Origin of the sequence: Streptomyces sp. NBC_01689 (assembly GCF_036250675.1) — a bacterium.
GTDB lineage: Bacteria > Actinomycetota > Actinomycetes > Streptomycetales > Streptomycetaceae > Streptomyces.
The window spans coordinates 1,532,368-1,558,370 of record NZ_CP109592.1; the positions used below are offsets into that span (position 1 = coordinate 1,532,368).

20 protein-coding genes, 1 tRNA gene and 1 pseudogene are annotated in these 26,003 nt (G+C 71.3%); 8 read left to right on the forward strand and 14 right to left on the reverse strand.

Annotation, left to right across the window (positions count from 1 at the left end):
• Nucleotides 1-89: 89 nt before the first annotated feature.
• Both OG776_RS06545 and OG776_RS06550 read right to left on the reverse strand, forming a co-directional pair.
• Nucleotides 90-929, reverse strand: a complete 840-nt coding sequence (locus OG776_RS06545; RefSeq protein WP_148011603.1) for a COG4705 family protein — start codon at nt 927-929, stop codon at nt 90-92.
• 219 nt (nt 930-1,148) lie between these two features.
• A complete protein-coding gene (locus OG776_RS06550) occupies nt 1,149-1,313 on the reverse strand; it encodes a hypothetical protein (protein WP_443077215.1) in 165 nt (54 codons plus the stop codon).
• 142 nt (nt 1,314-1,455) lie between these two features.
• On the opposite strand from OG776_RS06550, the gene OG776_RS06555 reads away from it, so the two are divergent.
• Nucleotides 1,456-2,127: a DedA family protein gene (locus OG776_RS06555; RefSeq protein WP_148011602.1), complete on the forward strand. Its 672-nt coding sequence runs from the start codon at nt 1,456-1,458 to the stop codon at nt 2,125-2,127.
• A gap of 449 nt (nt 2,128-2,576) precedes the next feature.
• Nucleotides 2,577-3,595: pseudogene (locus OG776_RS06560) on the forward strand (glycosyltransferase family 2 protein).
• 6 nt (nt 3,596-3,601) lie between these two features.
• Here OG776_RS06560 and OG776_RS06565 read toward each other — a convergent pair.
• From OG776_RS06565 to OG776_RS06595, 7 genes are all read right to left on the reverse strand, one after another.
• Nucleotides 3,602-4,303, reverse strand: coding sequence for a glycerophosphodiester phosphodiesterase (locus OG776_RS06565; RefSeq protein ID WP_148011601.1), 702 nt, complete (start codon nt 4,301-4,303; stop codon nt 3,602-3,604).
• Between the two features lie 198 nt (nt 4,304-4,501).
• The gene (locus tag OG776_RS06570) at nt 4,502-5,110 is read right to left on the reverse strand and encodes a hypothetical protein (RefSeq protein ID WP_148011600.1); all 609 of its coding nucleotides are present in this window, start codon (nt 5,108-5,110) and stop codon (nt 4,502-4,504) included.
• 32 nt (nt 5,111-5,142) lie between these two features.
• Nucleotides 5,143-8,796, reverse strand: a complete 3,654-nt coding sequence (locus OG776_RS06575) for a S8 family peptidase (protein ID WP_329319482.1) — start codon at nt 8,794-8,796, stop codon at nt 5,143-5,145.
• Nucleotides 8,797-9,075: 279 nt separating this feature from the next.
• A complete protein-coding gene (locus OG776_RS06580; protein WP_187285799.1) occupies nt 9,076-9,246 on the reverse strand; it encodes a hypothetical protein in 171 nt (56 codons plus the stop codon).
• Nucleotides 9,247-9,356: 110 nt separating this feature from the next.
• Nucleotides 9,357-12,371, reverse strand: coding sequence for an AAA family ATPase (locus OG776_RS06585; protein ID WP_329319484.1), 3,015 nt, complete (start codon nt 12,369-12,371; stop codon nt 9,357-9,359).
• Nucleotides 12,372-12,631: 260 nt separating this feature from the next.
• A complete protein-coding gene (locus tag OG776_RS06590; RefSeq protein WP_148011597.1) occupies nt 12,632-13,522 on the reverse strand; it encodes an MBL fold metallo-hydrolase in 891 nt (296 codons plus the stop codon).
• Nucleotides 13,523-13,583: 61 nt separating this feature from the next.
• Complete coding sequence (locus tag OG776_RS06595; protein ID WP_148011596.1) at nt 13,584-14,165, reverse strand: TetR/AcrR family transcriptional regulator; 582 nt, start codon at nt 14,163-14,165, stop codon at nt 13,584-13,586.
• 172 nt (nt 14,166-14,337) lie between these two features.
• Between OG776_RS06595 and OG776_RS06600 the strand changes: the two genes are divergently transcribed.
• Nucleotides 14,338-15,057, forward strand: coding sequence for an SDR family oxidoreductase (locus tag OG776_RS06600; protein ID WP_148011595.1), 720 nt, complete (start codon nt 14,338-14,340; stop codon nt 15,055-15,057).
• An 816-nt stretch (nt 15,058-15,873) separates the two neighbouring features.
• Here OG776_RS06600 and OG776_RS06605 read toward each other — a convergent pair.
• Nucleotides 15,874-16,203 (reverse strand): hypothetical protein, encoded by a 330-nt coding sequence (locus OG776_RS06605; protein ID WP_329319488.1) that lies wholly within the window; start codon nt 16,201-16,203, stop codon nt 15,874-15,876.
• Between the two features lie 233 nt (nt 16,204-16,436).
• Here OG776_RS06605 and OG776_RS06610 point away from each other — a divergent pair, with 233 nt between their 5' ends.
• Both OG776_RS06610 and OG776_RS06615 read left to right on the forward strand, forming a co-directional pair.
• A complete protein-coding gene (locus OG776_RS06610; protein WP_329319490.1) occupies nt 16,437-17,504 on the forward strand; it encodes a lysylphosphatidylglycerol synthase transmembrane domain-containing protein in 1,068 nt (355 codons plus the stop codon).
• A 185-nt stretch (nt 17,505-17,689) separates the two neighbouring features.
• Nucleotides 17,690-18,916, forward strand: coding sequence for an ABC transporter permease (locus tag OG776_RS06615; protein ID WP_329326378.1), 1,227 nt, complete (start codon nt 17,690-17,692; stop codon nt 18,914-18,916).
• 276 nt (nt 18,917-19,192) lie between these two features.
• Here the strand turns inward: OG776_RS06615 and OG776_RS06620 are convergent, their stop codons facing one another.
• Entirely contained in the window at nt 19,193-19,795 is a 603-nt protein-coding gene (locus OG776_RS06620) for a TetR/AcrR family transcriptional regulator (protein ID WP_148011591.1), read from the reverse strand.
• Nucleotides 19,796-20,224: 429 nt separating this feature from the next.
• Nucleotides 20,225-20,746 (reverse strand): hypothetical protein, encoded by a 522-nt coding sequence (locus OG776_RS06625; protein WP_148014212.1) that lies wholly within the window; start codon nt 20,744-20,746, stop codon nt 20,225-20,227.
• A gap of 200 nt (nt 20,747-20,946) precedes the next feature.
• Between OG776_RS06625 and OG776_RS06630 the strand changes: the two genes are divergently transcribed.
• Both OG776_RS06630 and OG776_RS06635 read left to right on the forward strand, forming a co-directional pair.
• Nucleotides 20,947-22,314 carry a helix-turn-helix domain-containing protein gene (locus OG776_RS06630; protein ID WP_187286043.1) on the forward strand — a complete coding sequence of 456 codons (1,368 nt, stop codon included), beginning with the start codon at nt 20,947-20,949 and terminating at the stop codon, nt 22,312-22,314.
• A 533-nt stretch (nt 22,315-22,847) separates the two neighbouring features.
• Nucleotides 22,848-24,305: a dihydrolipoyl dehydrogenase family protein gene (locus tag OG776_RS06635; protein ID WP_329319494.1), complete on the forward strand. Its 1,458-nt coding sequence runs from the start codon at nt 22,848-22,850 to the stop codon at nt 24,303-24,305.
• 46 nt (nt 24,306-24,351) lie between these two features.
• Here OG776_RS06635 and OG776_RS06640 read toward each other — a convergent pair whose 3' ends face one another.
• Nucleotides 24,352-24,885 (reverse strand): kinase, encoded by a 534-nt coding sequence (locus tag OG776_RS06640; RefSeq protein WP_187286044.1) that lies wholly within the window; start codon nt 24,883-24,885, stop codon nt 24,352-24,354.
• A 147-nt stretch (nt 24,886-25,032) separates the two neighbouring features.
• Between OG776_RS06640 and OG776_RS06645 the strand changes: the two genes are divergently transcribed.
• A tRNA-Met gene (locus OG776_RS06645) sits at nt 25,033-25,107 on the forward strand.
• 603 nt (nt 25,108-25,710) lie between these two features.
• Here OG776_RS06645 and OG776_RS06650 read toward each other — a convergent pair.
• Nucleotides 25,711-25,959, reverse strand: coding sequence for a hypothetical protein (locus OG776_RS06650; RefSeq protein ID WP_329319496.1), 249 nt, complete (start codon nt 25,957-25,959; stop codon nt 25,711-25,713).
• Nucleotides 25,960-26,003: the final 44 nt, after the last annotated feature.

Below are 26,003 nucleotides of genomic sequence, written 5' to 3' on the forward strand. Positions count from 1 at the left end.
CGAGCTGAGCCGGCCGCAGACGACGGCCGGCCCGGTCGACTCTCGCACAGAATGTCTGAACACATCCTGAATGTCTGTCAGATGAAGGATCAGACGGTCTGCCGCGCCTGTCGTGGCTCGCGGATGTCCTTTCGGGTGACGCCCAGATACACCACCATCGCGAGGATCACCGCCAGGAAGAGCACGCTGGTCACCACCGTGCCCAGGCCCAGGCCGCCGTCCCCGGTCGGCTGGGACAGGTAGTCGCCGATCGAGGCGCCGAGCGGACGGGTCAGGACGTAGGCGATCCAGAAGCTCCACACGGCGTTGAGGCCGAGGGCGAGATGCGCGACGGCGACAGCGCCGATCGCCAGGGCGAAGAGCACCGCGGACAGCCAGTAGCCGAGGTTCATCCGTTCGGAGACCAGGTCCCCCGCCGCCGTGCCCAGTGCGAAGGTGAACAGGACGGCGAGCCAGTAGAAGGCCTCGCGGCCGGTGGTGTCGATGTGGTGGATGGACAGTGTCCGCTCACGCCGGTACCAGACCGCGAACACCACCGCGAGGAGCACCGCGAAGACGGTGGTGCTCGTCTCCAGGGGTACGCCCATGTTGTCGGTGAGGTTGTCACTGATCAGGGTGCCGACGACGCTGATCAGCGCCACGGCCGTCCAGTAGACGCCGGCCCGGTACGCCCGCGTGCGGAACTGGACGACCAGGACCAGCGCCAGCAACGCGCTCATCAGCACCGACACCCCGGTCAGGCCCAGTCCGGCCTTCTCGGCCAGCAGGTCCGCCGCGGTCTCCCCGACCGTGGTGCACAGCACCTTGATGACCCAGAAGTAGACGGTGACCTCGGGCACCTTGTTCCAGCGTGGGCGGGACCCGGCGGACGGTGCCACCGGGCCGCCGCCCCCGGACAGTGCGGAGGAATGGGATATCTCGGATGTCATGGGACCCGACCCTGCCACCGCACACCTGAACACATCCTGACCGTCACATCCTGACCGTCCGGGGCGTCGTCTGTGACGGCGATGGCCGTGTGGTCCCGCGTGGCGTCCTTCGATGCCCGCGGACCACGGCGGCTCCTCGTCCGCCACCGGTCGGCCTCCCGCATTCCGTACCCCGACCCTTCCTCCGTGTGGGCGCTCGTGCCGGTGACCCCGGCGGTGCTACCGCGCGGCCGGCTGGTTGCCCACGGGGGCCGGCGCGGGCCGCTTGGGGCGTGCGGGCGCCAGGAAGAAGGCCATCACCGGTACGACGTACACGGCCCACACGACGGCCTGCAGGACGGTGGGGTCGGGCTGGAAGCTGAACACTCCCCAACCGGTCGACACTCCGGCGTCGTCTACAGTATTGTAGACCGACTACTCTCTTGTAGACGGATCAGAGGCCCGCGGACCGTTCCTCTCTTCGAGCGCCCGGCTCCGCACGGCCGCCGCCCGCACCCCGCCGCCCCCGCAACGAAGAGGCCCGTCCATGACCTTCGCGCACCCGGACCCGTCACAGGTGCACCTCGCCGTGAACCTTCTCGACGCGCAGTCGCTGCTCGCCGCCTTCGGCACCCTGGGTATCGCCGTCGTCCTCTTCGCCGAGACCGGACTCCTCATCGGCTTCTTCCTGCCGGGCGACTCCCTCCTGTTCACCGCCGGACTGCTGTGCGCCGGTTCGGCGACCGCGCCGGGCCGCCTGTCGCTGCCATGGGTCCTCGTCGCCGCCGCGGCCGGGGCTCTCGCCGGCGCGCAGACCGGATACCTGCTGGGACGCAAGGCGGGTCCGGCGTTCCTGGCCCGGACGAAGTCCCGCAAGATCCGAGAGGGCGCCGACCGTGCCGGGGACATCCTCCACCGCTACGGTCACGCCAAGGCCATCGTGCTGGCACGCTTCCTGCCGATCGTGCGCACCGTACTGAACCCGCTCGCCGGAGTCCTCGACGTTCCGGCGCGCACCTTCGTCCTGTGGCAGACCGTCGGAGGGCTGGTGTGGACGATCTGCCTGGTCCTCGGCGGCTACGGCCTGGGCGCGTCGGTACCCGATGTCGACCGCTACCTCCTGCCGATCATCGTGGTGATCGTCGTCGTCTCGCTCGTCCCGGTCGGTCTCGAACTGCTCCGCTCACGCCAGGCGCGCCGGACCGGAGACCGTGTGTAAGGCCCCGTTCCTGCCCGAGAGGCCGATCGCGCCGCGGACCGTTGCCGCCGAAAAGGGTCGCATCACGCTCTTTCAGTACCGCATTCCGGCGGATGCGAAGAAAGCGGGGTCGAGAAACGTCCCGCACGCGCGGCACGAAATCGGCTCCGCCTTCTGACCGTTCCGAGGCGGGGCGGCCCCGCCGGTCCGGAAAGGATGTCCCGTGCTCATCGCCGACGGTCGACTTCGCTTCCCCCGACCGGACATCACGCCATGGAACCTCGGCATCCCACCTGTGCTCACTCGGCTTCTTACCGACACGCCCCAACCTTTGCACCTGTCCGGGAAAGCCTTTCGGGTGCGCATGCGCCCTAAATCCTCTCCCGCGTTCGAACGTGGTTGATTCACACCGTGGACCGCCGGTCAGGTCGGCCACCTCGGAGATACCCACCTTGCGAGCAGGGGGAGTTGTGACCGTGTCCCAGCCTGATGTGACCGTCGTCATCGGGGCGTACGAGGCGATGCCCTACCTGGTCGAGTGCCTGGCGTCCGTGGAGGGGCAGACCATCGGGCCCGACCGTGTCGAGGTCGTCGCGGTGGACGACGGGTCCACCGACGGAACGGGCGAGTATCTGGAGGAGTTCGCGGAGCGCGCGGCCTTCCCGGTCACGGTGGTCCGGCAGGACAACTCCGGTGGCCCCAGCGGCCCGCGGAACATCGGACTCTCCAAGGCCGCGGGCCGCTACGTCTTCTTCCTCGACGCGGACGACAGGCTCGGTCACGAGGCGCTGGAGCGCATGGTCGCGATGGCCGACCGCCATGGCACCGACGTGGTCCTCGGGCGCGTCGAAGGAGTCAACCGCACGGCACCCCGGACGATGTGGGACGCGACGCTGGGCCGCACGGACGTCTTCACGTCCAGTATCAAGTTCGCGCTCAGCGCGCAGAAACTGTTCCGCCGAGCGTTCCTCGAACGGCATGCCATGCGTTTCGACGAGTCCTTGTGGACCGGCGAGGACGCCCTGTTCACGATGGAGGCCTATCTGCGGGCCGACGGGGTCTCCGTGCTCGCAGGTACTGGCACGAGGGAGTCGCCCGTCGGCTCAAGGTCGGGGAGCGGCTGCGCCTCCACCTCGTGGCGGAGGAGCGCGCCGACCTGCTCCTGGACGTGGCCGCGTTCGCGCGGTCGAAGAAGCAGGCGGCGGCCGTCCTGGAACACGACGGGTCCCAGGTGTACTTGGCCTATCCGCACTTCCGTGACCGGGCGGCCGGCATCCCGGACGCGGTCTACCGGGCCGAGCCCTCCGAGGCCCGCGCCTTTCACGGCTACCGTGAACACGCTCCCCGCTCGTTGGCCCGCCGCGCACTCGGCAAGCTCGCCGGACCTTCGCACGCACCACGTCGCGCGGCGGCTCCTGAAAGCTGTCCCGCAGCGCCCCTGTCAGAGCCAGGTCCCCCGTGGGGCGAGGGCGCCGACGCCCGGGCGTGATGGACCTCAGGCGCGGGCCGTGGCCTCGACCAGCCGCTTCATGTCGGGCTGGTCGGTCACACAGCCCACCAGACCGAGCGTCCGGGCGAGCGTCAGGTCGCGCTCGTCGTTGACGGTCCAGGCCATCACGTCGATGCCGGCGGCGCCGCACTTCGCCACGATGGCCCGGTTCAGCTCGCGCAGCTCCACGCTGACCAGGGTGGCACCGACCTCCTGGGCCCGGGCGACGAAGGTGTCGCCGTGCGCGCTGTGCCCGGCCACCAGCACGGTGCGGGCCAGCGGCAGCAGGCTGTGGATCTCGATCAGCGCCTCGTCGTGGAACGACAGCACCGAGACCCGGTCCAGCAGGTCGCGTTCGGTGAGCACCGAGGCCAGCGACCGGGCGGCGGCCACGTCCTTGATCTCCGCCTGGATCGGCAGCGTCGGCCCGACGGCGTCCAGGACCTCCTCCAGCGTGGGGATGCGTTCACCGAGTCCCGCGTCGAGCTTCTTGAGCTGCCACAGCTCCTGGACGGCGACCGGACCGAAGCCGTCCGTCGTACGGTCCAGGGTCTCGTCGTGCAGGACGACCAGCTCGCCGTCCTTGCTCAGGTGCAGGTCCAGTTCGATGCCGTCCAACCCCTCCCGCTCAGCCCGGAGGAAGGAGCGCAAGGTGTTCTCCGGCTCGGCAGCCATGACACCGCGGTGGCCAATGGTGAAGAAAGACACTCGGTTGCCGTCCTTGAGGGTGGTGGTCCGGGGCGGCAGTCTGAGCGCCGTACCCCGCCGGACGGCGTCGACCGCCCGTCGGAGCACCCAAGCGTAGTGGGCCGTTCGGCCACGTTCGGCGCGACCGGCGGGTGCCGAACGAGTGGACGGGGCGGGATCGTGTCCCGCCCCGTCCTGTCCGGCGGTTCGGCGGGGGCGTCAGCGCAGTGTGTACGCCGTGGGGATGGTCTGCCGGACGGTGTCGCCCTGGCTGTCGGTCGCGCTGATCCTCAGTCCGATGCCCTTGGCGGCCTGGTCCCGCCGGGGGTTCTCGATCGTCGTGGTGAAGGTGTTCCTGCCGGTCGCCCTCGTGGTCGCCCGGTGCCAGGTGCTGCCCCCGTCGAAGGTGGTCTCCGCCTTCAGGGAGGTCACCTTGGGGAGGGCGGTCAGGCGTGGCTGGTAGTAGCCGACGACGGTGATGTCGTGGTCCTCACCTGCCTCGGCGGTGTTGTCGAGGGACAGGCCGAAGTCGTAGCGCAGGAAGATCAGCGGTTCCGGGCGGCAGGCCGCCTTGTTGCTCCCGGTCACGTCGCCCATGCACGGGCTCAGTTCGGGGGCGTCGTCCTTGGTGGCTTCGGACGAGGTGTACTCCCAGACCGTCTTGACGTCGTCGGTCTTCGTCTCGAACGTGTACCGGGCCGGCTTCGCCGGCAGGTCGTAGGAGACGAGGTCCCCTCCGTTGCAGCCGGCCAGCGCCAGCATCGCCGCGGAGGCGAGCGCCGTGACGAGTCCTCTGCGGCGCCGTGCCGAGGGCACTGCGGTGTTCATCGTGTGGGTCTCCTTAGCGGGTCCGAGTGCCGTCACGGGGTGAGGTAGCTCTCGTCGGGGAGGTGCTCCGTCTGGCGCTCGATCTCGTGACCTGACGCGTTCAGCAGATCGAAGTCGCAGGTGTAGTCGAGGTTCGGCAGCGTGGCCGACGGAGTGGGCCCGCACGCCGGCATGTCGGTGAAGTCGTGCGTGATCAGTTCGTCGTCGACGATGCCGATCAGGGCCTGGCGGCCGCCGCCGCTGTCCGTCAGGTAGACGGTGGGGTAGAAGGTGTCCCCCTGCCGGCAGCCCGAGCAGGGGCCGGCCCCGACCGAGAAGCCGGACTTCGTCCGTACGTCGGGTACGGCGCCCGGCACGGAGGGTCCCGCGTTCCAGTGGATGTCGTCCTTGCCGGTGAGGACCAGGTCGTTCGCCTCGGAGCGGTTGTGCGTCAGGAAGGAGTCCGCTCCGTGGTCGGCCCAGGACGCGGTGAACCGGCTGATCGCGTCGCTGTGCCGCTCGACGAGGACGGTGAGGGTCTGACGCGTGGCCAGGGTCGGCAGGGTGACCTGTGACGCGGTGGGAGTGTTCTGCAGGAACTGCATCCAGGCCAGTTGGTGGACCACCCCGGGCCGTGCCGCGTGGAAGTGGAGGTCGACGCGGTCGAGGTCGCCCTTCGCGGGCCGGTAGGCGTCCCCCTTGATCTGTCCCTCGTCGTGGTACCGGGCGGCGTACACCCTCGGCACGACGCTCCCGCCGACGCTGATCCCGACGGGCGACCGGTCGGACTTGATCCGTTTGATCAGGCTCTCGGCCTGGGCGTAGGGCACCGTCACGATCGGCAGCGGGCCGTAGGACTGGACGGCCGGGCAGCTCTTCGGCCCGTCCGCGCACTGGTCGAGCTCGGTGGGCCGGCCCAGCGTGGTGAGATCCGGTGCCGCGACCAGCACACCGACGGCGCCGGCGTCGGCGGCGGCCTTCACCCGCTCGTCCCGGAGCCGCGCGAAGTCGCAGGAGGTCTGGCAGATGTCGGTCGGTGTCAGGAGTACGAGTCCGCCCTTGACGTGGGCTTTCGCGAGTTCGGCGGGGGTACCGGTGCCCGCGTCGACCACCGGGAGGTGTCCCTTGACCGGCAGCCGGGGAATCGGAATCGAGGCTTCCCGGAAGCTCGGGTCACCGTCCTCGTTCAGCCACATCTGTGTCTGGCTCAGCGCGGCGTCCGGGGTCCCGTAGCGGGCGGACAGGCTGGTGGGCACGCCGTGGCCGGTGGGCCGCATGGTGACGACCGGAGTCGTCCGGGAGCTGTAGAAGTCGTGGGTGAGGGTGCCGACGCTCACCTTGCCCGTCGGCAGCGTCCACCAGTGGGATTCGCCGGCTCCGTAGCCGAGCGAGACCACCGTGCCCATGGTCCACTGCCCGGTCGCCGAGACCCGGTTGACGGAATCGGACGTCATGTAGGTTTCGGTGGACTCCGGGTACCGGACGCTCAGCGGTGTGGCCTTGCGCAGGTCCAGCGTGACCGTCGTGGCCTTGGTGAGGCCGATCTCCGGTGCCAGCGGCTGTGCTTGCTGCCATTCGCCGGCCGCGTCGCGCCAGGTGACCGGTATCTGCGCCGCGTACGTTCCGCGGAAGAGCTGTTCGGTCAAGGTGGCGGCGCCGGCCTCCAGGGTCGGGCCCGCGTGCAGGTGCACCTGGTCGTCGACCGGGGTGAACGTGGCGGTGCCGTACCGCGCGTCGGTGGCTCCGGCCGGGAGGACGACCTTCAGGGTCAGCGGGAACTTCTGCGCTTCGAGGAAGGTGTGGATACCCGAACTCAGCCGTATCGCCCCGGAGTCGTCCCGGGCACTGAGCAGCCCGTTGTAGCCGCCGTAGGCTCCGTCGGTCCCGAGCACACCGCCGTCGAGTGTCACCGCCACCTCGGCGGATCCGTCGGCGGGAACGACGACCTCGTCCCGGTCGAGGGTGATCATGCCTGCCGCGGCGGGCCGGCCGTCGGCGAAGGAGACCGGCGCCGAGAGATGGAGCGTGACCGCCTTGTCACCGTGATTGGTGTACGTGATTTTCTTCGTCACCGGCGCGTGCGGGTAGGCCAGGCGGCCGAAGTTCAGGTTCCCCTTCGGGACGACCTGCGGATTGGTCGCCGTCGCGAGATCCACCCGGCCGGCGCCCTGGGCGTACAGATCGTGCCCCAGGTCGGTGGCGGTGTCCATCAGCAGCGTCTTGATCTGCTGACCGGTCAGCTCGGGATGCTGCTGGGCGACGATGGCCGCGGCGCCCGCCACGTGGGGCGTCGCCATCGAGGTACCGTCTGCCGCCGTGTAGTACTGGTCGACCGGCGTGCCCATGGTCGTGCCGGCGGCGCGGGCCGCGACGATGTCGACGCCCGGCGCCGCGATGTCGGGCTTGGCGGCGCCGTCCCCGATACGGGGTCCGCGGTTGGAGAAGGAGGCCATGTCGTCGCTCTTGTCGACGGCCGCCACGGTCAGGGCGTCGTCGGCCGAGCCCGGGGCGACGACCTTCTGGGCGACGAAGCCGGAGTTGCCGGCCGCGACCACGAACAGGGTGCCGGTGTCGCGGCTCAGCTGGTTGAGCGCCTGGCTCATCGGGTCGGTGCCGTCGGTGGGGTCGCCGCCCAGGCTCATGTTGACGATCTTCGCGCCCGAGTGCGCGGCCCAGTCCATGGCCGCGATGATCCCGTCGTCGGGGCACTGCCCCTGGTCGTCGCAGACCTTGCCCACCAGCAGTTTGGCGCCCGGTGCGACGCCCTTGCGCAGCCCCTTGGACGCCGCGCCGCTGCCGAGGACCGTGGATGCCACGTGGGTGCCGTGGCCGTGCCCGTCCTTGGTGCCGGTGGGACTGCCGGTGAAGTCGACCTGTCCGACGATGCTCCCGGACACGTCCGGATGCGTGGCGTCGATACCGGTGTCCAGGACCGCCACCGTCACGCCGCTGCCGTCGTAGCCGCGCTCCCAGGCGACGGGCGCGCCGATCTGGGGTACCGACTGTTCGAGGTCCACATGGGCCAGGCCGTTGAGCCAGACCTTCTTGACCCCGGCCAGCGAACCGGCGGAACGGGCGGCGGCCGGCGTCGACGCGGTCTTGCCGCGCACCTCCTGCCACCACCGTCCGCCGTCGGTGATTTTCATCGAGCGGCCGTTGATGCTCGGAAGGGCCCGGCCGCCGGAGGCACCGGCGGCCTTCCGTGACATGGCGGCCGTGTCGGTGTAGGTGACGAGCACCGGCACGGTCTCGCCCCTGCCCGCCGCGACGAGCGTCACCAGCTGGCTCAGGTCGAAGAGACTCCAGTCCAGAAGTCCCTTGCCGACCAACGCGAGCGCGTCGTCCGGCACGACGTAGGACTTGCCCTGGCGGGTGAGGGTGTGGAAGACGACCGGCAGTCCGTCGGACCGTGGCGCGCCCTCGGTGTCACGGACGACCGGCTTGCCGTCCTTGTCGACACCGACGTGCACCTTGTCGCCGGTGATCAGGGTGACGGAGACGGACCCGCCGGACCGGGCGACGATCCGCGCCAGGTCGCCGTCGACCGGTTGCGGGCTCTTCTTCTGGGTGACACCGGACGGCGGAGTCCGTCGGACCGGCTCGGCGGCCTGGGCCGCCGTCGTCGACACGAGCATGCCGAGGACGGTCAGACCGACGGTCACCGCACCCCAGCGTCCACCGGTGCGCCTTCGTGCGCTGGAACTCATCTATGGGTCTCCTGTGAGAGGAAGGACGGGAAACTCGGGGAGGGGGTCGGCGCACGGGCCGCACCGGCCCGCCGGTGCGTCGGTGAGCGGGCTCCTCGTACGTACGAGGACGCCGTCCCCTCCGTCGGACGGCCGATCGGCCCCTGGCGCCATGGCCTTCCGTGCCAGGGCGTGTCCCGAAGGTCCCGCCCGCCCCGCGACGCCGGGTACGCGGGCTCGCCGCGGGACCCGCCCTTCGGGCGGACGACGGGATCTTCGGGAACACGGCCCGGAGCCGGCCTAGAGCGGTTCGTACTCGGCGACCTCGTCGCCGCCGGCCGCCCCGCGGTGGGCGATGGCGGTGCCCGCCGGTTCGGGCGACGGTCCGACCGGCACCGGTCCGTCCTGGGGACGGAGTTCGGAATCGGGCGGGTCGACTTCGGACGCGGGCATCGGGTCAGCGGGCAGCATGGCGACGAGTGTGCGACCGGGCCGTCCGCCGGCACGATCGGTCAGATGCGGGATTTAATCCCGCCGCCCGGTTCCCGGCTTTTCTTCGTCCCTCGACCGGCGGACGGAATTCACTCGTCGCCGGAAGGCGGCCGGTCCGGCCGGACGGCAAGGCCCGGCTCGATGACGAGGCCCGGAGCGGCGACAGGGTCCGGAGCAGCGACGGATTCCGGGGCGAGGACGAGGCCCGACTCGACGACCCTGACCGCGAGTGCCGTGCGCGAGGTCACGTCCAGCTTGCGCATCGCCGACTTCACCTGGCTGGCGACCGTCTGCGCCGACACCACCAGGGCGTCGGCGATCTGCCGGTTGGTCAGCCCTTCGACCAGCAGCCGGACCACTTCCGACTCACGTGGTGAGAGCCGGTTGCCGTAGCCGGGACGTCCCCGGCCGCGCGTCACCGCGAGGACTCCCCCTCCCCCGGCGGTGAGGGACCGGCCGATCCGCCCGGCGTCGTTGTGGGCACCGAGTTCCGACAGGCCTCGCGCGACGCCCGACAGGAGTGACAGCCCGTCCTCCTCCCGGCCCTTCGCGAGCAGACAGCGAGCGGAGCGCTCACGGGCGAGCAGTGCGTCGTACGGGCGCGGCAGTGCCTCCCACGCGTCGGCCGCACGGGCGAACAGCGCGGCGGCGTCGGTGAGACGGCCGTCGGCCTCCGCGAGGATCGCCCGGCAGAGCACCAAGGACGCCTGCGGCGCGGGTGCGTCCCTGTCGCCCAACGCGCCTTCGAGAGCGTTCACCACGTCCGTGGCGGGCCCGATCCGGCCCGCGGCGGCCAGCGCCGCGGTGCGCGCCGGGGCGAACTCGACGGCACGGGACCACAGTCCGCCTCCGACGACCACCTCGGCGAGCTGGTCCGTCAGGCGCAGTGCCTCGTCGACCTCGCCGTCGCCCAGGTACAACTGGGCGAGCGCGGCCGCCGCCTCGATGCGCTGCTGGTCGTCACCCCCGGCGAAGCGCAGTCTCTCCTTCGCCGCCTCCCGGTCGCCCGTCGCGGCCTGCAGCAACCCCACCACGAGCGCCGCCTCGCACCGGTCCTTGAGCCGTACCCCACCGTCGTCGTCGACCAGCCGCGCCGCCCGCTCCGCCAGTCCCGACCAGGCACCGGTGAACCAGTCGAGGTGGGCGCGTGAGGAGGCGACGCTGTCGAGGTAGTCCAGGAGCTGATGGCGCTCGGCGAGGGTCCGCGCCTTGCCCAGCCGTATGCGGGCCTCGTCGTACCGCCCCCAACGCGTCGCCTCCTCACCGACGTTGGTGTGCCCTATCGCGACGACGGACGCCTCCTGCGGATCCTGGACCTCGTCCGGGATCTCCAGGGCCGCCGACCATCCGGCCTCCTCACCTAGCATGAGCAGCGCGAACGCACGCTCCACGGACAGGCGCAGCCGGTCCAGGGAGGCCATGGGCTGCGTCAACGGCGGGGCTTCCTGGAGCCACTTCAGGTGCTCCGAGACCGGCCGCGCGTTGCCCAGGGGGAGAGCGAGCAGGACGCGGGCGCGCGCCGTCTCCGCCGACCCCGGCGACAGATCGGGCATCGCCGTGAGGATCTCGCGGCGGCCCGCCTCGATCTCGCCCGCCACCATGAGGACCCGGCCGACCTGGAAGCGCACGGACGCCCGCTCGACCGGCGTCAGGACCTGTCCGGCGAGAGCCGAGCGCAGTGCTTCGATGACCGCCGAGTACGGATCGGCACCGGAGAGCGCCTGGAACTGGATCCTCGTCACCAGACCCACCAGTGCCCTCGCGGGGAGCGGGACGGTGGCGACCAGGCTGTGCAGCAGCAGAGCCGAGGTGGCGACGTCTCCGGACTGGACGCAGAGGTCGGACGCCTGCTCGGTGTACCGGCACGCGGCCTCGACATCACCGGCCAGCCGGAAGTGCCGCGCCAACTGCGCCACGGGGGCCGGGAAGCACCGCTCCAGAGTCCGCCCCGCCCGCAGGTGCATGGCACGTCGCTCGCCGGCCGGGATGGCGTCGTAGACGGCGTCACACGCCAGCGAATGCCGGAACGACCACTGTCCGTGCCTGTCCTGCCTGTCCTCACGCAGCAGGCCGTTGCCGAGCGCCTCGGCCGCCTGCGCCGCGAACCGCTCCTCCGACAGACCGGTGACCGCGCGCAGGGTCGCGATGTCGACCGGACCGGAGAGCACGGCGGCGGCGTAGAGGACGGTGCGCGTGTCGGGGCCGAGCCGCTGGACGCGTTCGAGCATGGCGTCCCGGATCGTCGGCGGAACCTCGATGCGCTCCAGCCGCCGTCGCGCCCAACCACCGTCCCGGCGGACCAGATCGGCCCGGTCGTGCATCAGCCGTACGGATTCCTCGACCGCCAGCGGTACGCCCTCGGTGCGTGCGTGCAGAAAGCTCGCGAACTCGTGGGACACATACCCGCCGCCCAGCATCGAGGAGACGAACGAGACGGTCTCGGCGACATCCAACGGCTCCGGCGTCAGCCGGACCAGACGGGTGCCCGAAGGCAGCCGGGAGGCGAGCCGCAACAGCAGGGACGCCGACGGCACTTCGTCCCGTCGGAAGGTGAGCACCAGGCTCACCGGTTGCGGCCGACGGGAGACGAGGAACAACAGGAACTCGAGGGTCGCCTCGTCGGCCCAGTGGACGTCTTCCAGGGCGAGAAGGGGCACGTCGAGCCGGCCGAGGATCTCGACGAAGGCGCGGAAGAGCCGGTGCCGGGCGGCGGTGGCGTCGTCCAGTGCCTCCGGAGCCGGGGGCAACTCGTCGGCCCACTCGGGGAACAGCGGTCGCAGGGCGCCGCCCAGACCGCTCAGGCGCAGTCCGGCAACGTTGTCAACGCCGTCGCGCACGGCGTCCACCACGGCCCCGAGGGTGTACGGCACGCGGAGTTCGAGGCAGGCCCCTACCAGGGCGCGCCGCCCCCGCTCCGCCGCGGACGCCAGGAACTCGCGCAGCAGACGGGTCTTGCCGATGCCCGCTTCGCCGTCGATCAGCACGACCACAGGGGTGCGTTCGAGCGCGGAGCCGAGCGTGTCCAGCTCGCGGTCCCGGCCGACGAACCGCGGCGCGGACAGCGCCGGAAGCCGATCGTCATCCTTGCGGGCCCCTGCAACCACCGCCAAGTCCTCCCCCCAGCCGACCGCGACTACGCCGGCGTCGACTGTATCCCCGGGAGATCATTCCGGGGGCGTGACCGCCGCATTCGCTCGCGGACGCGGACGCTGTCGCGGGCCGCGTCGGGTGGTGGCCGCGTGCGCGGGACGGACCGATCGCCCCCTCCACCCGCGACACGTGTGGATCTCGAACGCGGTCCGGTCCTCATCACACGGACGGGTTCGGGCGGAACACCGGGGCGGCCGCGCCGACGGGGGTGGTGTCATCGCGTCAGCGTTCTCGGAGCCGGGTGGAGCGCGGGAGCCCGCACCGGGATCCAGTCGGCGCCGACCAGACGTCCGAACGCCCGGTCACCGAAGTGGAACGCGAATCCGATCGTTCCCGGCCCGGCGAGTTCCGCGGTGATGCGTCTGCGGGCGGACAGCACCCCGTCGCGGTCCACGTCGGGCAGGGACGGCCACTCGGGCCGCGCGAGCTGCGCCGGGATGTGGAAGACGTCTCCGAACACGATGACCCGTTCGCTCCCGACGGAGATGACGTACGAGGTGTGCCCGGGAGAGTGGCCCGGAGTGACCAGCGTGCGCACGCCGGGAAAGATCTCCTCCCCGTCCCCGACAGGGGTGTGCCCCGCGCCCATGAGCCGGATGACCTCGGCCGAGGGGGCGCCGGGCACGCTCGCGCCACGGCCGTACGGAGCCCACTCCCGCGCGGCGAGGAGATACCGGGCCCGCGGAAAGTACTTCTCGGGTGTGAACGCCCAGCCGGTGTGGTCGACGTGCAGGTGGGTGAAGGCGACGGTCTCGATGCCCTCAGGCCGGTGGCCGAGCGCGGCGAGCGTTTCCGGCAACGCGCCGGAGTCGACGTGGCCCAGCGGCTCACCGGCGACGCTGAACGGCCCGGTCACCGGCCCCAGACCGGCGTCGATCAGCAGGCACCGGCCGTCGCGCTCGACCAGCAACCCGCCCGCGGACATGGTCAGGCACCCGTGCTCGTCGAGTGCCTCCGGGTGCGCCTCCCAGTGGGCGGCGGGGATGCCCGGGAAGAACACCGACGGCAGCACGGCCATCCCGCCGTCCACGACGTACGTGAGCCGCACGTCGCCCAGCACGACCGACCGGACCGCGGACTGCTCGTTCAGGGCTCCGGTGTGCATGTGGCCTCCCGTTCCCTTCCCTCGGACCCCGGCCGGCCGGGGCTCCGGCCCGGTCCCGGCCTCAGCCCGTGCGGACGAGCACGTCGATCAAGGACTTGACCGTGGCCCGCAGCCGGGACGGGTCCTCGTACACGCTTTCCATGACGACGTTGCCACGCGTCACCGTGACCAGGATCCGTGCCGCTTCGGCCGGCGGTACCGTCAGCAGGCCGGCGGCGTCGTCCTGCGAGAGCCGCTCCGTGAGGAGGCCTTCCAGACCGTCCAGCAGGCCGCGCAGCGCGGCCCGGATGGGTGGTGCGGCGGCCCGGACGTCGGTGGCGGTCCTGGTCGACAGACAGCCGCGGGCCGGGGTCCCCGCGGTGAGGGAGTCGATGGTGAAGTCGAAGAAGTCCAGCAGCGCCCGTCGCGGGCCGGGGCACGCGAGCCGCGCCGCGGCGTCGGCGAGGAAGGCGTCCCTGTAGTCCTCGAAGACGCGCAGGAACAGCGTCTCCTTGTCGCGGTACGCGTTGTAGAGCGAGCCGCGCTGGACGCCGGTCGCGCTCGCCAGGTCCGCCATCGACGTGGCGCCGTACCCCTGACGCCAGAAGACGTCCAGGACCTGCTCCAGCGCCTGCCTCTCGTCGAACTGACGTCGTCCTGCCATGTCCACAGCCTAATCAATCTTTGACACCCTCGTCAAAGTTTGTGAAGCTGGCAAAGATGACAGGGCTGTCAAAGATGGCGGCTCCGCCGTCGGCGCACGCCCCCGGCCGCACGACACCCGACCACCTGACACGCAATCCACGCAGGCATCAGCGCACAGAAGGAGCGAGCCCATGGCCCGCAGGCGAGTACTCATCACGGGCGCGTCCAAAGGCATCGGCCGCGCCCTCGCCGAGCAACTGGCGGAGGAAGGGCACACCCCCGTGGGCATCGCCCGCACCGCACCGCACTCCTTTCCCGGCGAGTTCCACGAGGTCGACCTCGCCGACCGGACGGCCACCGGTCAGATGCTCAGGGAGGTGACGGGAGCGGGGACGGTCGACGCCGTGGTCAACAACGTGGGCATGGTGCGACCCGCGCCCGTCGGGGAGGTGATCCTGTCCGACCTCGACGCCGTTCTCGACATGAACGTGCGCACCGCCGTCCAGATCACCCAGGCCGCCCTGCCCGGCATGCTCGAACAGTCCTGGGGCCGGGTGGTCAACGTCACCAGCCTGGTCACCCTGGGGCTGCCCGACCGAACGTCCTACGGCGCCGCCAAAGGGGCCAATGAGTTCTTGACGCGCGGCTGGGCCGGAGAGCTCGCCGCCCACGGGATCACCGTGAACGCCGTCGCACCGGGCCCGACCGAGACCGAACTGTTCCGCGAGACCAACCCGCCGGGATCGGCCTCAGCCGCCCGCTATCTGGCGACCGTTCCCATGGGAAGGTTCGGACGGCCGGACGAGCTCGCGGCCGCGATCGCCTTCCTGCTCTCCGACAAGGCGGGATTCATCACGGGTCAGATCCTCCGCGTCGACGGCGGCGCGAGCATCGGCCGCAACAGCGCCTGAGAAGGATCGTCACGAGGGGCCGGGCCGGCGCAACACGCCGTTTCGCGAGACGAGTTGAGCGGCGACTCGACACACGCGAGGGGCTCCGGGCGGCAGTCGCCGCGGCGGCCCGCGGGAGGGCCGCCGCAGTGCCGCGGGAGGTCCGCGAGAAGGCCGTCACAGCGCCGCGGGAGAGTCGCACTCACTCCAGGACCGCGCGTGCGCGCCACTCCCTTCACCCCTCCTGACGACCGGAGCCCGGCGACAGCACCGGAGCGGCCCGGTCGACGGAACACACCGCGGCGGCCGCGCCGCCCTCCGCGAATGAAGAAAAACGAATGTTCGTCTTGACGCTTCTCGCGCACGTGCCGCAGGATGGACCCCACAAAACGGAACGGTTGTTCCGGGAAGAGAGAGGCGGCATGTCCACCCTGCGAAGCGAAGGACCGGCGATCACCCGTCTCAGGCTCCCCGGGACGACGGCGCTCCGCCCACGCCCTCGACCGCCGACCCGGCGGCGCCGGACGTGGTGGCGTTCGTACTGCAGGGCGGCGGCAGTCTGTGCGCGTCACAGGTCTGCGCGCTGCGGGCACTCACGCGTGCCGGCATGAGGCCCGACACAGGTGCCCGTCACCCGGAACGCTCCAGAACGGGACCGGGCGGACCACCCCGGTCCCATCCGACGCCTCTCCTAGGTGGTTCGCCATGATCTATCCTCCCCTTCCTCTCCCCCTGCCTCCGGATGACGGGGACCGACTGAGTCTCGGGCACGGGTCACCGGACATCGGCGGCGGTACCGACAGCCGGCTGTACAGCCGGCGGCGCGGCCGGACCTCCTCACCTCTGCCACTGCACCTCGAAGAGGCCTTCCTCATCAGCCACTGCGGCAGAAGGCCGAGAGAGGGCGTGGTGCGCTTCCGGATACCGGACCTCGCCGAGGAACGTCGTCCCGGACGCTCCCGCTCGCACCGGGCCGACGTAGGGCGTCAACTCGCCGGATCCACCGGGCAGCTGAGGCTCGTCGGAGGCCGATCGGCCGCTCGGGGCACCGCCCCCCGGTCCTCCCTTGCCGTCCTCACGATCAACGGCATCACCGACGTCGCGTCCCTGGCGCGTCTCGACATCGCCGACCCTTTCCCCTGTCCCGTCGGCGACGAACAGGGTCATGCGGCGGCCACGCGCCTTGACGTCCATTTCCTCGCACGCCTGTGGAACATGGCCGTCCCGGAACGCACGCGGTGCCAGGTGCACCTGGAGGGCTCGTTCCGGGTCCTGTGGCACTGGCCGTCGGAGCGATGAGCGGCTCGCCCGAGGCCGCGGCCGATCCCCGACTCGGCCGGCACACACGGGCCGTGGGCCGGCCGGAGCGGCTTCGCCGGACGGGCGGGTTCATCCGGTCGATGCCCTCGCGCCGGCGCGCCGCCTTGATGACCGGCTGCATCGTCGGTGTGCTGGGCTTCGAACTGGTCCTGATCGCGCCCTACGCGCACCGGGCGGCAGGGCAACTGACCCACGCCCGATGGACCTGGCTACTGGCGGCCATGGCCTGCGAGACGGTCTCGATGGTGATGTTCGCCCGCCTGCAGCGGCACGCGCTCGGCACCGGCGTCCTGCGCGTCCGGCTCGGCTCGGCCGTGGCCACCGTGTTCGCGGGTAACGCCGTGGGCGCGACCCTGCCCGGCGGCAGCCTGCTCTCGATCGCCTACCGGACACGTCGGATGCGCGCGTGGGGAGCGAGCGCGTCGCAGATCGGCTTCGTCCACGCGGCCACCGGAGTTCTGAGCACGATCGCGCTCGCCTCGTTCGCCGGCGCCGGTCACATCGTGGCGGGAGACGGCTCCCAGCTCATCTCGGTCGCCGTCCAGGTCGGGGTGATCTGCGTGATCACCTGTGCCGCGCTCGCCCTGGTCCACCACCCCGTCCTGTTGCGCCGGCCTGCGCATGCCCTTCTTCGCCTGGTGCCCAGGCTGCGCCGCAGGACCGCGGCGCGGGCGTCCGTCGACCGGCTGCTCGACGAACTGGCCGCCCTGCGTCCCCCGGCCCGGTTCTGGCTGTGGGGGCTCGGCCTGGCCGTGTTCAACTGCTGCGGCGACTTCCTGTGCCTGCTGGCCGTGTGCCACGCGGTGGGTGTGTCGCCTCCGTTGAGCACGGCGCTGTTCGCCTACCTCGCCGGGATGACGGCCGCTTCAGCGGTGCCGCTGCTGCCTGCGGGGATCGGTGTTCTCGACGCGGCCCTGGTTCTCACCCTGCATCACGGTGGGGTTCCCGTCGGCGCCGCCACGGCGGCCGACCTCCTCTACCGGTCCATCACCCCCGGGCTGGTCAGCGTTGCCGGATGGGCCTTGCTGCTCCAGCAGCGCCGACGACCCGACCGCCCCCGGCACCCACGTGAAACCGGCGGAACCCCCGAAGCCGGCGATCACACCGGGGGCGTCGCGGGACCGAGCCCGTTCACCCGCAAGACATAGGACAGGCTCGCCCGGCCCGGACCCAGGCCGGACCGCAGTTCCGGTCGGGGGCCGCCGCGGACCGCTGGACGACACGCACAGCGCGGCCACGCGGTCCTCTACCCCGCCGAACTCCTTCCGGAGCAACCACTGTTCGCACGGATGTGCGCGCACGACGACACGACAGGAACGGGACCGTCAACAAAATGATCGTTCGTATGATGAGGTGCAAGATGGTGAGGATCCTGCAGACGGGATCACGCTCATGGCGCCGGACGGTGGTCGCGACCGTGGCGTTGCCGCTCGTGATCTCCCTGGCGGTGCTGGCGTACGCATGGCCCGCGTCAAGGATCGCGCCCCGTGATCTGCCCGTGGGTGTCGTAGGCACGAACCCGGCCGTCCAGAAGGCGGTCGAAGGCCTGACGGACAGCAAACCGGACGCGTTCGACCTGCGTCTCTACCCGAACCAGGAGTCGGCTCGCTCCGCCATCAGGAATCGGGAGGTCTACGGCGCCTTCGTCGTCACCGCAGGCAAGGTCACAGTGCTGGAGGCCGGCGCCGCGAGCCCCTCGGTGGCCCAGATCCTGACCACGACGGGCCGGCAACTCGCCGCCCGAGCGGATCAGTTGCACGCCAAGGTCGCCACACCGGCCACCGGCGCGTCCCGCAGGGCCACTCCGGGCGGCAGCCCGGCCCGGTCGGCGCCGAAGGTCGGTTTCCAGACGGTGGATGTCGTGCCCACCTCTGCCGACGACCCACGCGGTGTGGTCTTCAGCTCGGCGCTGCTCCCGCTCACCATCTGCAGCGTTCTGATCGCCGCGCTCGTCGCGATGACGGGCGTGCGGACGTCGGTACGGCGTCGACTCCTGGACCTGCTCGCCGCGTGCGCCGCCGCGGGTCTGGCCGCCTACCTGATCACCCAAGGCGTCCTGGGCGCCCTGCCGCACGAGCACGCCGCCACCTGGGGGGTGCTGTCCCTCACCATGCTCGCCATCAGCTCCACGAGTGTCGGCCTGATCAGCCTCATAGGCCCCGCAGGGCTGGGACTCGGTGCGGCACTCATGGTCTTCGTGGGAAACCCGTTCTCCGGCGGCACGTCCGCACCGGAACTCCTGCCCAAGGTGGTGAACGACATCGGTCAGTGGCTGCCGCCGGGTGCCGGCATGAATCTACTGCGCAGTACCGCCTACTTCGACGGCAACGGGTCCGAAGGCCACCTCGCCGTTCTCGTCCTGTGGAGCGCGCTGGGACTCACGGCAGCCGTCTTCGGCCGCCGGGCTCCCACCACCACCGGCGCGACGCCCGAGGACGTGCCCACCACCGAAGGAACGCCCCAGGAGTCCCCGGTCACGGGCGCGCCCGCGACGACTCCGCCACCGTCACCGGCCGGCCGACCGCACGGCCGACACACCGCGCACGCCGCGCACGCCTGAGGCAGACACGCGCCTCCGTGTGCCGCGCCGGGCCCCGGCGGGCACCAAGGACCCCGGAGAAGCGGAAGCGAGCCCCGGCGGGCGGACGTCCGCCCGCCGGGCCCGCGAGCATCCGGTGCGGCGCCCGGCCGGCGGAGCAGCGCCACGGGCATCCGGTGGCGGAGCAACGTGTCACGCGACGAGGGCCGACCACCTGGGTTCCCGACAGCCCCGCTGGAAGGTCAGCCGGGTGGATCGCTCCGGGGGATCGGACACGACCTCTCCCCCTCCCCCGTTTCAGGACCCCGTCGTGTCCGGCCAGAGCGCGCGCAAGGCGTCGGAAACGCCCTCGATCGTCTTCGCGTCCCCCATGGCCAACTGGAGAATGTAGCCGGGCAGTACGCACACCAAGGTGGCGGCCACCGATTCCGGGGACACCGTGCGCGCGAGGCTTCCCCTCTGCTGGTTCTCCCGCACGACATCCGTCAGGGCGGAACGCAGTCGCGTCATGAGAACGTCGAACTGTTCGGCCAGCGACGGATTCCGCAGTGATTCGGACCACGCCAGCACGGACAGTCCAGCGATGTTCTGCTCCGCGGTCTTCGTCCTCAAGATCTCCAGAACGTCGGCCATCAGGTCCCCGATGGAACTGCCGGGCCGGTCCCTCGCGACGCTGTTGACCATCGCGAGCACGTCCTGCATGTTCTCTTCGACGATCGCCGTGATCATCTCGTTCTTGCTGGCGAAATGGCGGTACACCACACCCGCCGAGAGGCCCGATTCCGCGAAGAGATCCTGCATGGAGGTCTGATGGAATCCGTCCCGCAGAAAGCAGCGACGCGCCGCGTCCAGGATCTGCGCGCGGCGGGCGTCCATGTATTCCTGCGTGACCTTGGGCATGGATCCATCCTCATAGAAAAACGAACATTCGTGTTACTCTAACATGCGGGTAGGCTTCAGCCGGCTGACCCATTCCGCCGGCGATGAACTGGCGCCCGTTCCGCACGTATTGGCCGCCCCGGGAAATTGCCTATTCCCCGATTCCCTGTCGCCGCGGCACATCGATCCGCCGGTCCCGCATCACCGCTGTCGGCCCCTTTCTCCTGCGGAGGCGCGCGGCGGGGTGCACCCGTTCCGAGCGGTGACCGCGGGCCTCACGCACCGCGCGCCCCGAGGCGCGGGGATCCCCGCACCCCAGCGCGCGCCGCCTCCCCGCCCCGGCGACCGGGAAACCACGCCGCCCGCCGCGCCCGTGACGCCCCCTTGCCCGCGGCCCGCCCGGTCCCTCCGATGGCCGGGCCGGAGGGACCGGGCGGTGCCGCTCCGCCGTCAGCGGTTGCTCGTGGTGCCGATGTCGGCGATGTGGTCGTACCGCTCCACCAGCACGAAGAGCCTGGTCTTCTGCGTGGTTCCCCCGCTGCCGAACGTCAGGGTGACGACGACCTCGTGACCGTTGCCCACGGCGCCGTTGTCGGTCACCTTCCACTGTGCCGGGACGTTCTGGGCCCGCAGGACGCCGTCGGCGCCGTTCTCGTCCTCCCAGGCCGCCAGCCGCCGGGCGAAGTCGGGCGTCAGGTAGTGCTCGCGAAGCGCCGTGGCCAGCGTGGCGTCCGAGTCCTCGTAGTCGCCCTTGGCGTCGATGTACGCGCCGTAGAAGTCGGCGACCCGGGTCACCGCTTCGCCGACCGTGCCGACGGTCGACCGCGGCGCGACGGCGGACACCTTCGCCGGGGTGGGGGCCGACGCCTCCGCCGAGACGGTGAGCCCCAGTGGCAGGGCCAGGGCGGCGACCACGCCGGCGATCAGAGCGGTGCGGCGGAGGGGCGTGCGGGCAGCCGTGTTGCTGTTCATCAGTGTTTCCCCGATTTCGTCGGATCCGGAATGGTGTCGCTGGGTGCGGGGCGGCCTCCTCACCTCTCGTGGTGCGGGGCGGCTCCGGCGACACCAGGAGCATCGGCGGCCCCGCGGTCCGGGCACAACGGACGGCGCCCCATCCGCAACGGTGGAACCGTCCCAGGCCTTTCGACCTCTCCTTACAGGGAGTGCCTGGGATGCCGTCCTGGGACGCGAGGCAGGGGGAACCGGTGCCGTCCCAGGAAGAGGTGGAGGAGTTCGCGGCACTGCTGCGGCGCCTGAAGGCCCGTACGGACCGCAGTTACGCGGCACTCGCGCGCCGCCTGAACATGAACGCCTCGACGCTGCACCGGTACTGCGCGGGGGAAGCCGTACCGCTCGACTTCGCCCCCGTGGAACGGTTCGCCGCGATGTGCGAGGCCGGGCCGGCCGAACGGATCGAGCTGCACCGGCGGTGGATTCTGGCAGTGGCGGCACGCCGACGGTCCCGGACCGCGACGGAGTCTGTGGCGGCGACGGCCCTCCCCTCCGTGACCGGGGCAGCGCCCGGCCCCTCGCCCGATCCCCGGCAGCCCCTCTCGGAAAGCCTTGCCGGTTCCTCGGAAAGCCTTGCCGGTTCGTCGCGCGAGCCCGACGCGGCGTCGCACCCCCTCTCACGAAAACCCTGGTACAGACGCCGCGTTGCGGTCACCTCCGCTGTCGTGACCGCGCTGGTGGTCACCCTGGGCACCCTGTCCGCCCTGCTGCCCGGGCACTCGTGGACCATCGGCGACGACCACCGGGCGGCCGCCACGGCCTCCGCGGGCGCACGGCACGGCTTCCCGACACCGTCCCCACCTCACTCCGGCACGCACCACCGGCCGGCCGGCACTCCCCCGGCGAAGAAACCGGGCACGGGCGGCCGTTCGTCGAGCCCTTCCACGAAGCACTCCGCCACGGCAGTGCCCACCGCCCCGCCCCTCACCTGGACCGCGAACTCCCAGGTCTGGGAGCTTGGTTGCAACCACGACTACGTCATCGGCAAGGCACCGGAGCGGGTACCGCCGCCCCCGGCTCCGCAGGACGCCGCCCCATGGGCACGCACCCAGCGCGCGGTTCACGGCGGCCAGACGCTCGTCTCCGTCTCCGTGCAGGGGCGGACGGACGCGGCTGTCGTCCTGGAAGCGCTGCGGGTACGTGTGGTGGGCCGGACCGCCCCGATGAAGGGCACCGTGTACTCCACAGGGCAGGGCTGCGGCAGTGACATGAACCCCCGCTCGTTCGCCGTGGATCTGGACAAGGACCGGCCGATCGCCCGTTCGGTGAAGGGCAGCGACAACGGAACGAACACCCCGGCGATCCGCATGCCCTACCGGGTGTCCTCGAAGGACCCCGAGGTGCTGCTGGTCGACGCCCGAACCGTCCGCTGCGACTGCCGCTGGTATCTGGAGCTCGACTGGTCCTCGCAGGGCCGCACCGGCACCGAGCGGATCGACGACCACGGACTCGCGTTCCGCACCAGCGGAATCAAGGGCCTACCGCGCTACTGGTTCGCACACGACGGCTGGACCCCTCTCACCACCTGACCAGGGTCAACGGCACATACGGCGGGGGCGGTTGAGGGCTCGCCGGAACGCCGGCCCAACAGGCCGCCGCGGCCCGCCCCATGCGCTTCTCCGTCCTGGAGCGGCAGCGCCTCGCCCTCACGAAGGGAGCCGAGTCCCGCGTGACCGGGCGGCCGGTCGTCGCGATGCGGCCGGAGCGGGGCGGCCTGGCGGGCACCGCGTATCTCGCCGCCACCGGTGAACCGCTGCCGCCGCGGGTCGAGGGCCGCGCCAGCCGGACGGCCCGGTCGTCGTGGTCTCCGCCGCCTGGGTGGACCCTGACGCCGCCCGAACTCCACAAGATCGACATGCTCTTCCGCGAGAATCGTCTTCCACTGGAGAGTGGACGAGCGCGATCTCCCGCGGGTCCCGACCGCCGGACCACCCTTCGGACACGCTCTGTCACCACTGGTCACCCGATCGACGGTCTCCTCCAGGCGGCTGATCGCTGACCGGGGCAACGCGGGGGGCAGCAACGCGAGTTGATGATCGGCCCGAACCGTCTGCGAGGAACCATGACCGCGACACCCGCTGATGAGCGAAGCACCTACGACGTGATCGTGCTCGGGGCGGGGCCGGTCGGACAGAACGTCGCCGACCGCGCCCACGCCGCGGGCCTGTCCGTGGCGGTCGTGGAGCGTGAACTCGTCGGCGGGGAATGCTCCTACTGGGCCTGTGTCCCCAGCAAGGCCCTGCTCCGGCCCGTCCTCGCCGTGGCGGACGCCCGGCGCGTCGACGGCGCCAAGCAGGCCGTCACCGGTCCGATCGACACGGGCGGCGTCTTCGCCCGCCGCGACCGGTACGTGGCCGACTGGGACGACTCGGGCCAGGCCCGGAGGGTCAGATCCACCGGCGTCGACCTGTTCCGCGGCCACGGCCGTCTCGACGGCCCCCGTCGCGTCTCGGTCACCAGGCAGGACGGCACACGCGAGATCCTCGGCGCCCGGCACGCCGTGGCCATCGCCACCGGAAGCCTTCAGGCACTGCCTGACATCCCGGGTATCGCGGAGGCCCGGCCCTGGACCAACCGGCACGGCACCGACTCCAGTACCGTGCCGGCCCGGCTCGCCATCGTCGGCGGAGGCGGCGTCGCGGTCGAGATGTCCACCCTCTGGCAGGGGCTCGGCTCGCAGGTCACCCTCCTCGCGCGACGCCGCCTGCTCCCCCGTATGGAACCCTTCGTCGGAGACCTCGTCACCCGGGGACTCACCGAGACGGGCGTGGACGTCCGCGACGGCGTCCAGGTCACGGGCCTGCGCCGTCCCGACACCGGTGGAACCGTCACCCTCACACTCGATGACGGCAGCGAGATCGAAGCCGACGAGATCCTGTGCGCGACCGGACGGACTCCGGCCACCGGCGACATCGGCCTGGACACCGTCGGCCTCACCCCTGGCGCGTGGCTGGACGTCGATACGACGTGCCTGGTCGAAGGAGTCGACGGCGACTGGCTGTACGCGCTGGGCGACGTCAACCACCGTGCCCTGCTCACACATCAGGGCAAATACCAGGGCCGCACCGCCGGCGACGCGATCGGTGCCCGGGCCGCCGGAGAGCCGTTGGACGACAGCGCCTGGGGCGACCACGCCACCACCGCGGACCAACACGCCGTCCCCCAGGTCTTCTTCACCGACCCGGAGGCGGGCTCGGTCGGACTCACCGCCGAGCAGGCGACCGACGCCGGCCACCGCTGCACCACGATCGATCTCGACATGACCGCCGCCCAGGGAGCGAACCTGTACGCGGACGGCTACCAGGGCCACGCCCGGATCGTCGTCGATCTCGACAGGGAAGTGCTGCTCGGGGCGACCTTCGTCGGCCAGGGAGTGAGCGAACTGCTGCACTCGGCGACCGTCGCGGTCGTCGGTGAGGTCCCCCTCAAACGGCTGCGGCACGCCGTCGCCTGCTTTCCGACCATCAGCGAGATCTGGCTCTTCCTGCTCGCCGCCTACCAGCAGCGGAAGGACAACTGACCGGACGGGCAACCTCGTCGTGACCCCAATTCCTTCAACGCTCCGGTCAGCGGTCCACCTCGGGCAGGTGGGCCAGGCCGGTGTCGTGCAGGATGCGGTCGACGGTCTCGTGCAGGGTGCTGTCGGCACCGATCACGGTCTCGGTGCCGCCGGGCAGCAGGTCACGCGGCCGGAACCACTCGCGCAGCTGCGCCTCGCTGACGTCGTCCGCGATCGGCTTGGTGGTGTGCCGCGCAAGTGATTCCTCGAACGGGACGTCCAGGTAGTAGCCGTGGGTGGGGCCGCGGTGGTCGGCGCGCAGCGCCGTGAGCATGGCGCCGTAGTGGTCGGCGTAGAGGATTCCTTCGACGACGACATGGAAACCCGCGTCCAGGGCGTAACGGGCGGTCAGCCCGATCAGTCCGATGTTCGCCGCGCCGGGCCGGTCCCGTTCGCGCAGCACGATGCGGCGGAGGTTGTCCTGGCCGACCACGGCCAGGCCGCGCCCGAACCGCTCGCGCAACCCGGCCGCGACGGACGACTTCCCCGAGGCGCTGTTGCCACGCAGCACGACCAGCCGGGTCTCTTCGGTTCCCACCATCACGGCGACCACGTTATCGGCGGCCCGGGCGCGATCGACACCCGTGCCGAACCGGCAGGGCCGCCACCCGCTCGCCGAGCCCTTCCAACCCGGGTCCAAAAATTCCGCCGCGCGGGGCGCCCGCATCCCGTACTCTGGACGAACCGACGCGGGGTGGAGCAGCTCGGTAGCTCGCTGGGCTCATAACCCAGAGGTCGCGTGGTTCAAATCCCGCCCCCGCTACGAGGATCCGGCCTTCGGCGACACGATGTCGCCGGGGGCCGGAGTCGTTGCGGAGCTGCGCTCCCGTGCCGTACCCGACAGCCACACAACCCCGTCCGACAGGGCGAAGGCGGCGGCCTCGTCGACCGTCGTCACTCGGCCGGGGCGGCACGGCAGCCGGCCGACAACCCCACGACGGCCAGGTCCTCCGAAGCGTCCATGCCCTGCCCAAGACCCTGCCCAAAGCCCTGCCCGAGCCCCGGAGACGATCTGGAGCGAGGGGTAGCGGTACGTGACTCGTTCGCGCCAGATTCAAGGGTGAACCGTGCGGAGCCGGCGAGGGAACAACCGGCGACCTGGCCCGATCTGCACGGCGCGACACCCGCCTGCACCCCGCCCCGCCCCGCCCACGCACCGGCGCACGGCCCGGCACCTGCCCTCCGCGGCCAGGTCCGAACGGCGCAGGGACAGGCGGGAGTCGAGCGACGTACGGACCGGGGCGTGCGCCCTCAGGTGAGGAGCGGGACGTGACGGGAGCAGCGAGCACCACGCGACTCGCGGAGGACGACCCCGGTGTCCGGCGAGCGGGGTCATCGGTCGGGTTCCGGTGGCGCCCGACGCGTGCTACGCGAACACGCCGAACCCCTGTGGCACGTCCGACCGTTCGAGCGCGTTCCCGCCGTGGACGGTGACCGTGATCGCGGCCTGTTCACCAGGAGGAAGGCTCCAGGTCGCCGAGCAGAGACAGACGTCCCCGAGGAGGTCCAGCTCGAAGAGTTCCGGCAGGCCGTGCGCCTTGGAAGCCTCCGGACGGATGTCGAACTCGGTCCCTTCCCGGTGGGCGTGGGTGCCGGCCGGCAGGCTGAACGACACCGCCCGACACCGCGCCGCCCTGTCCGATTCGTCGGTGACCGTCA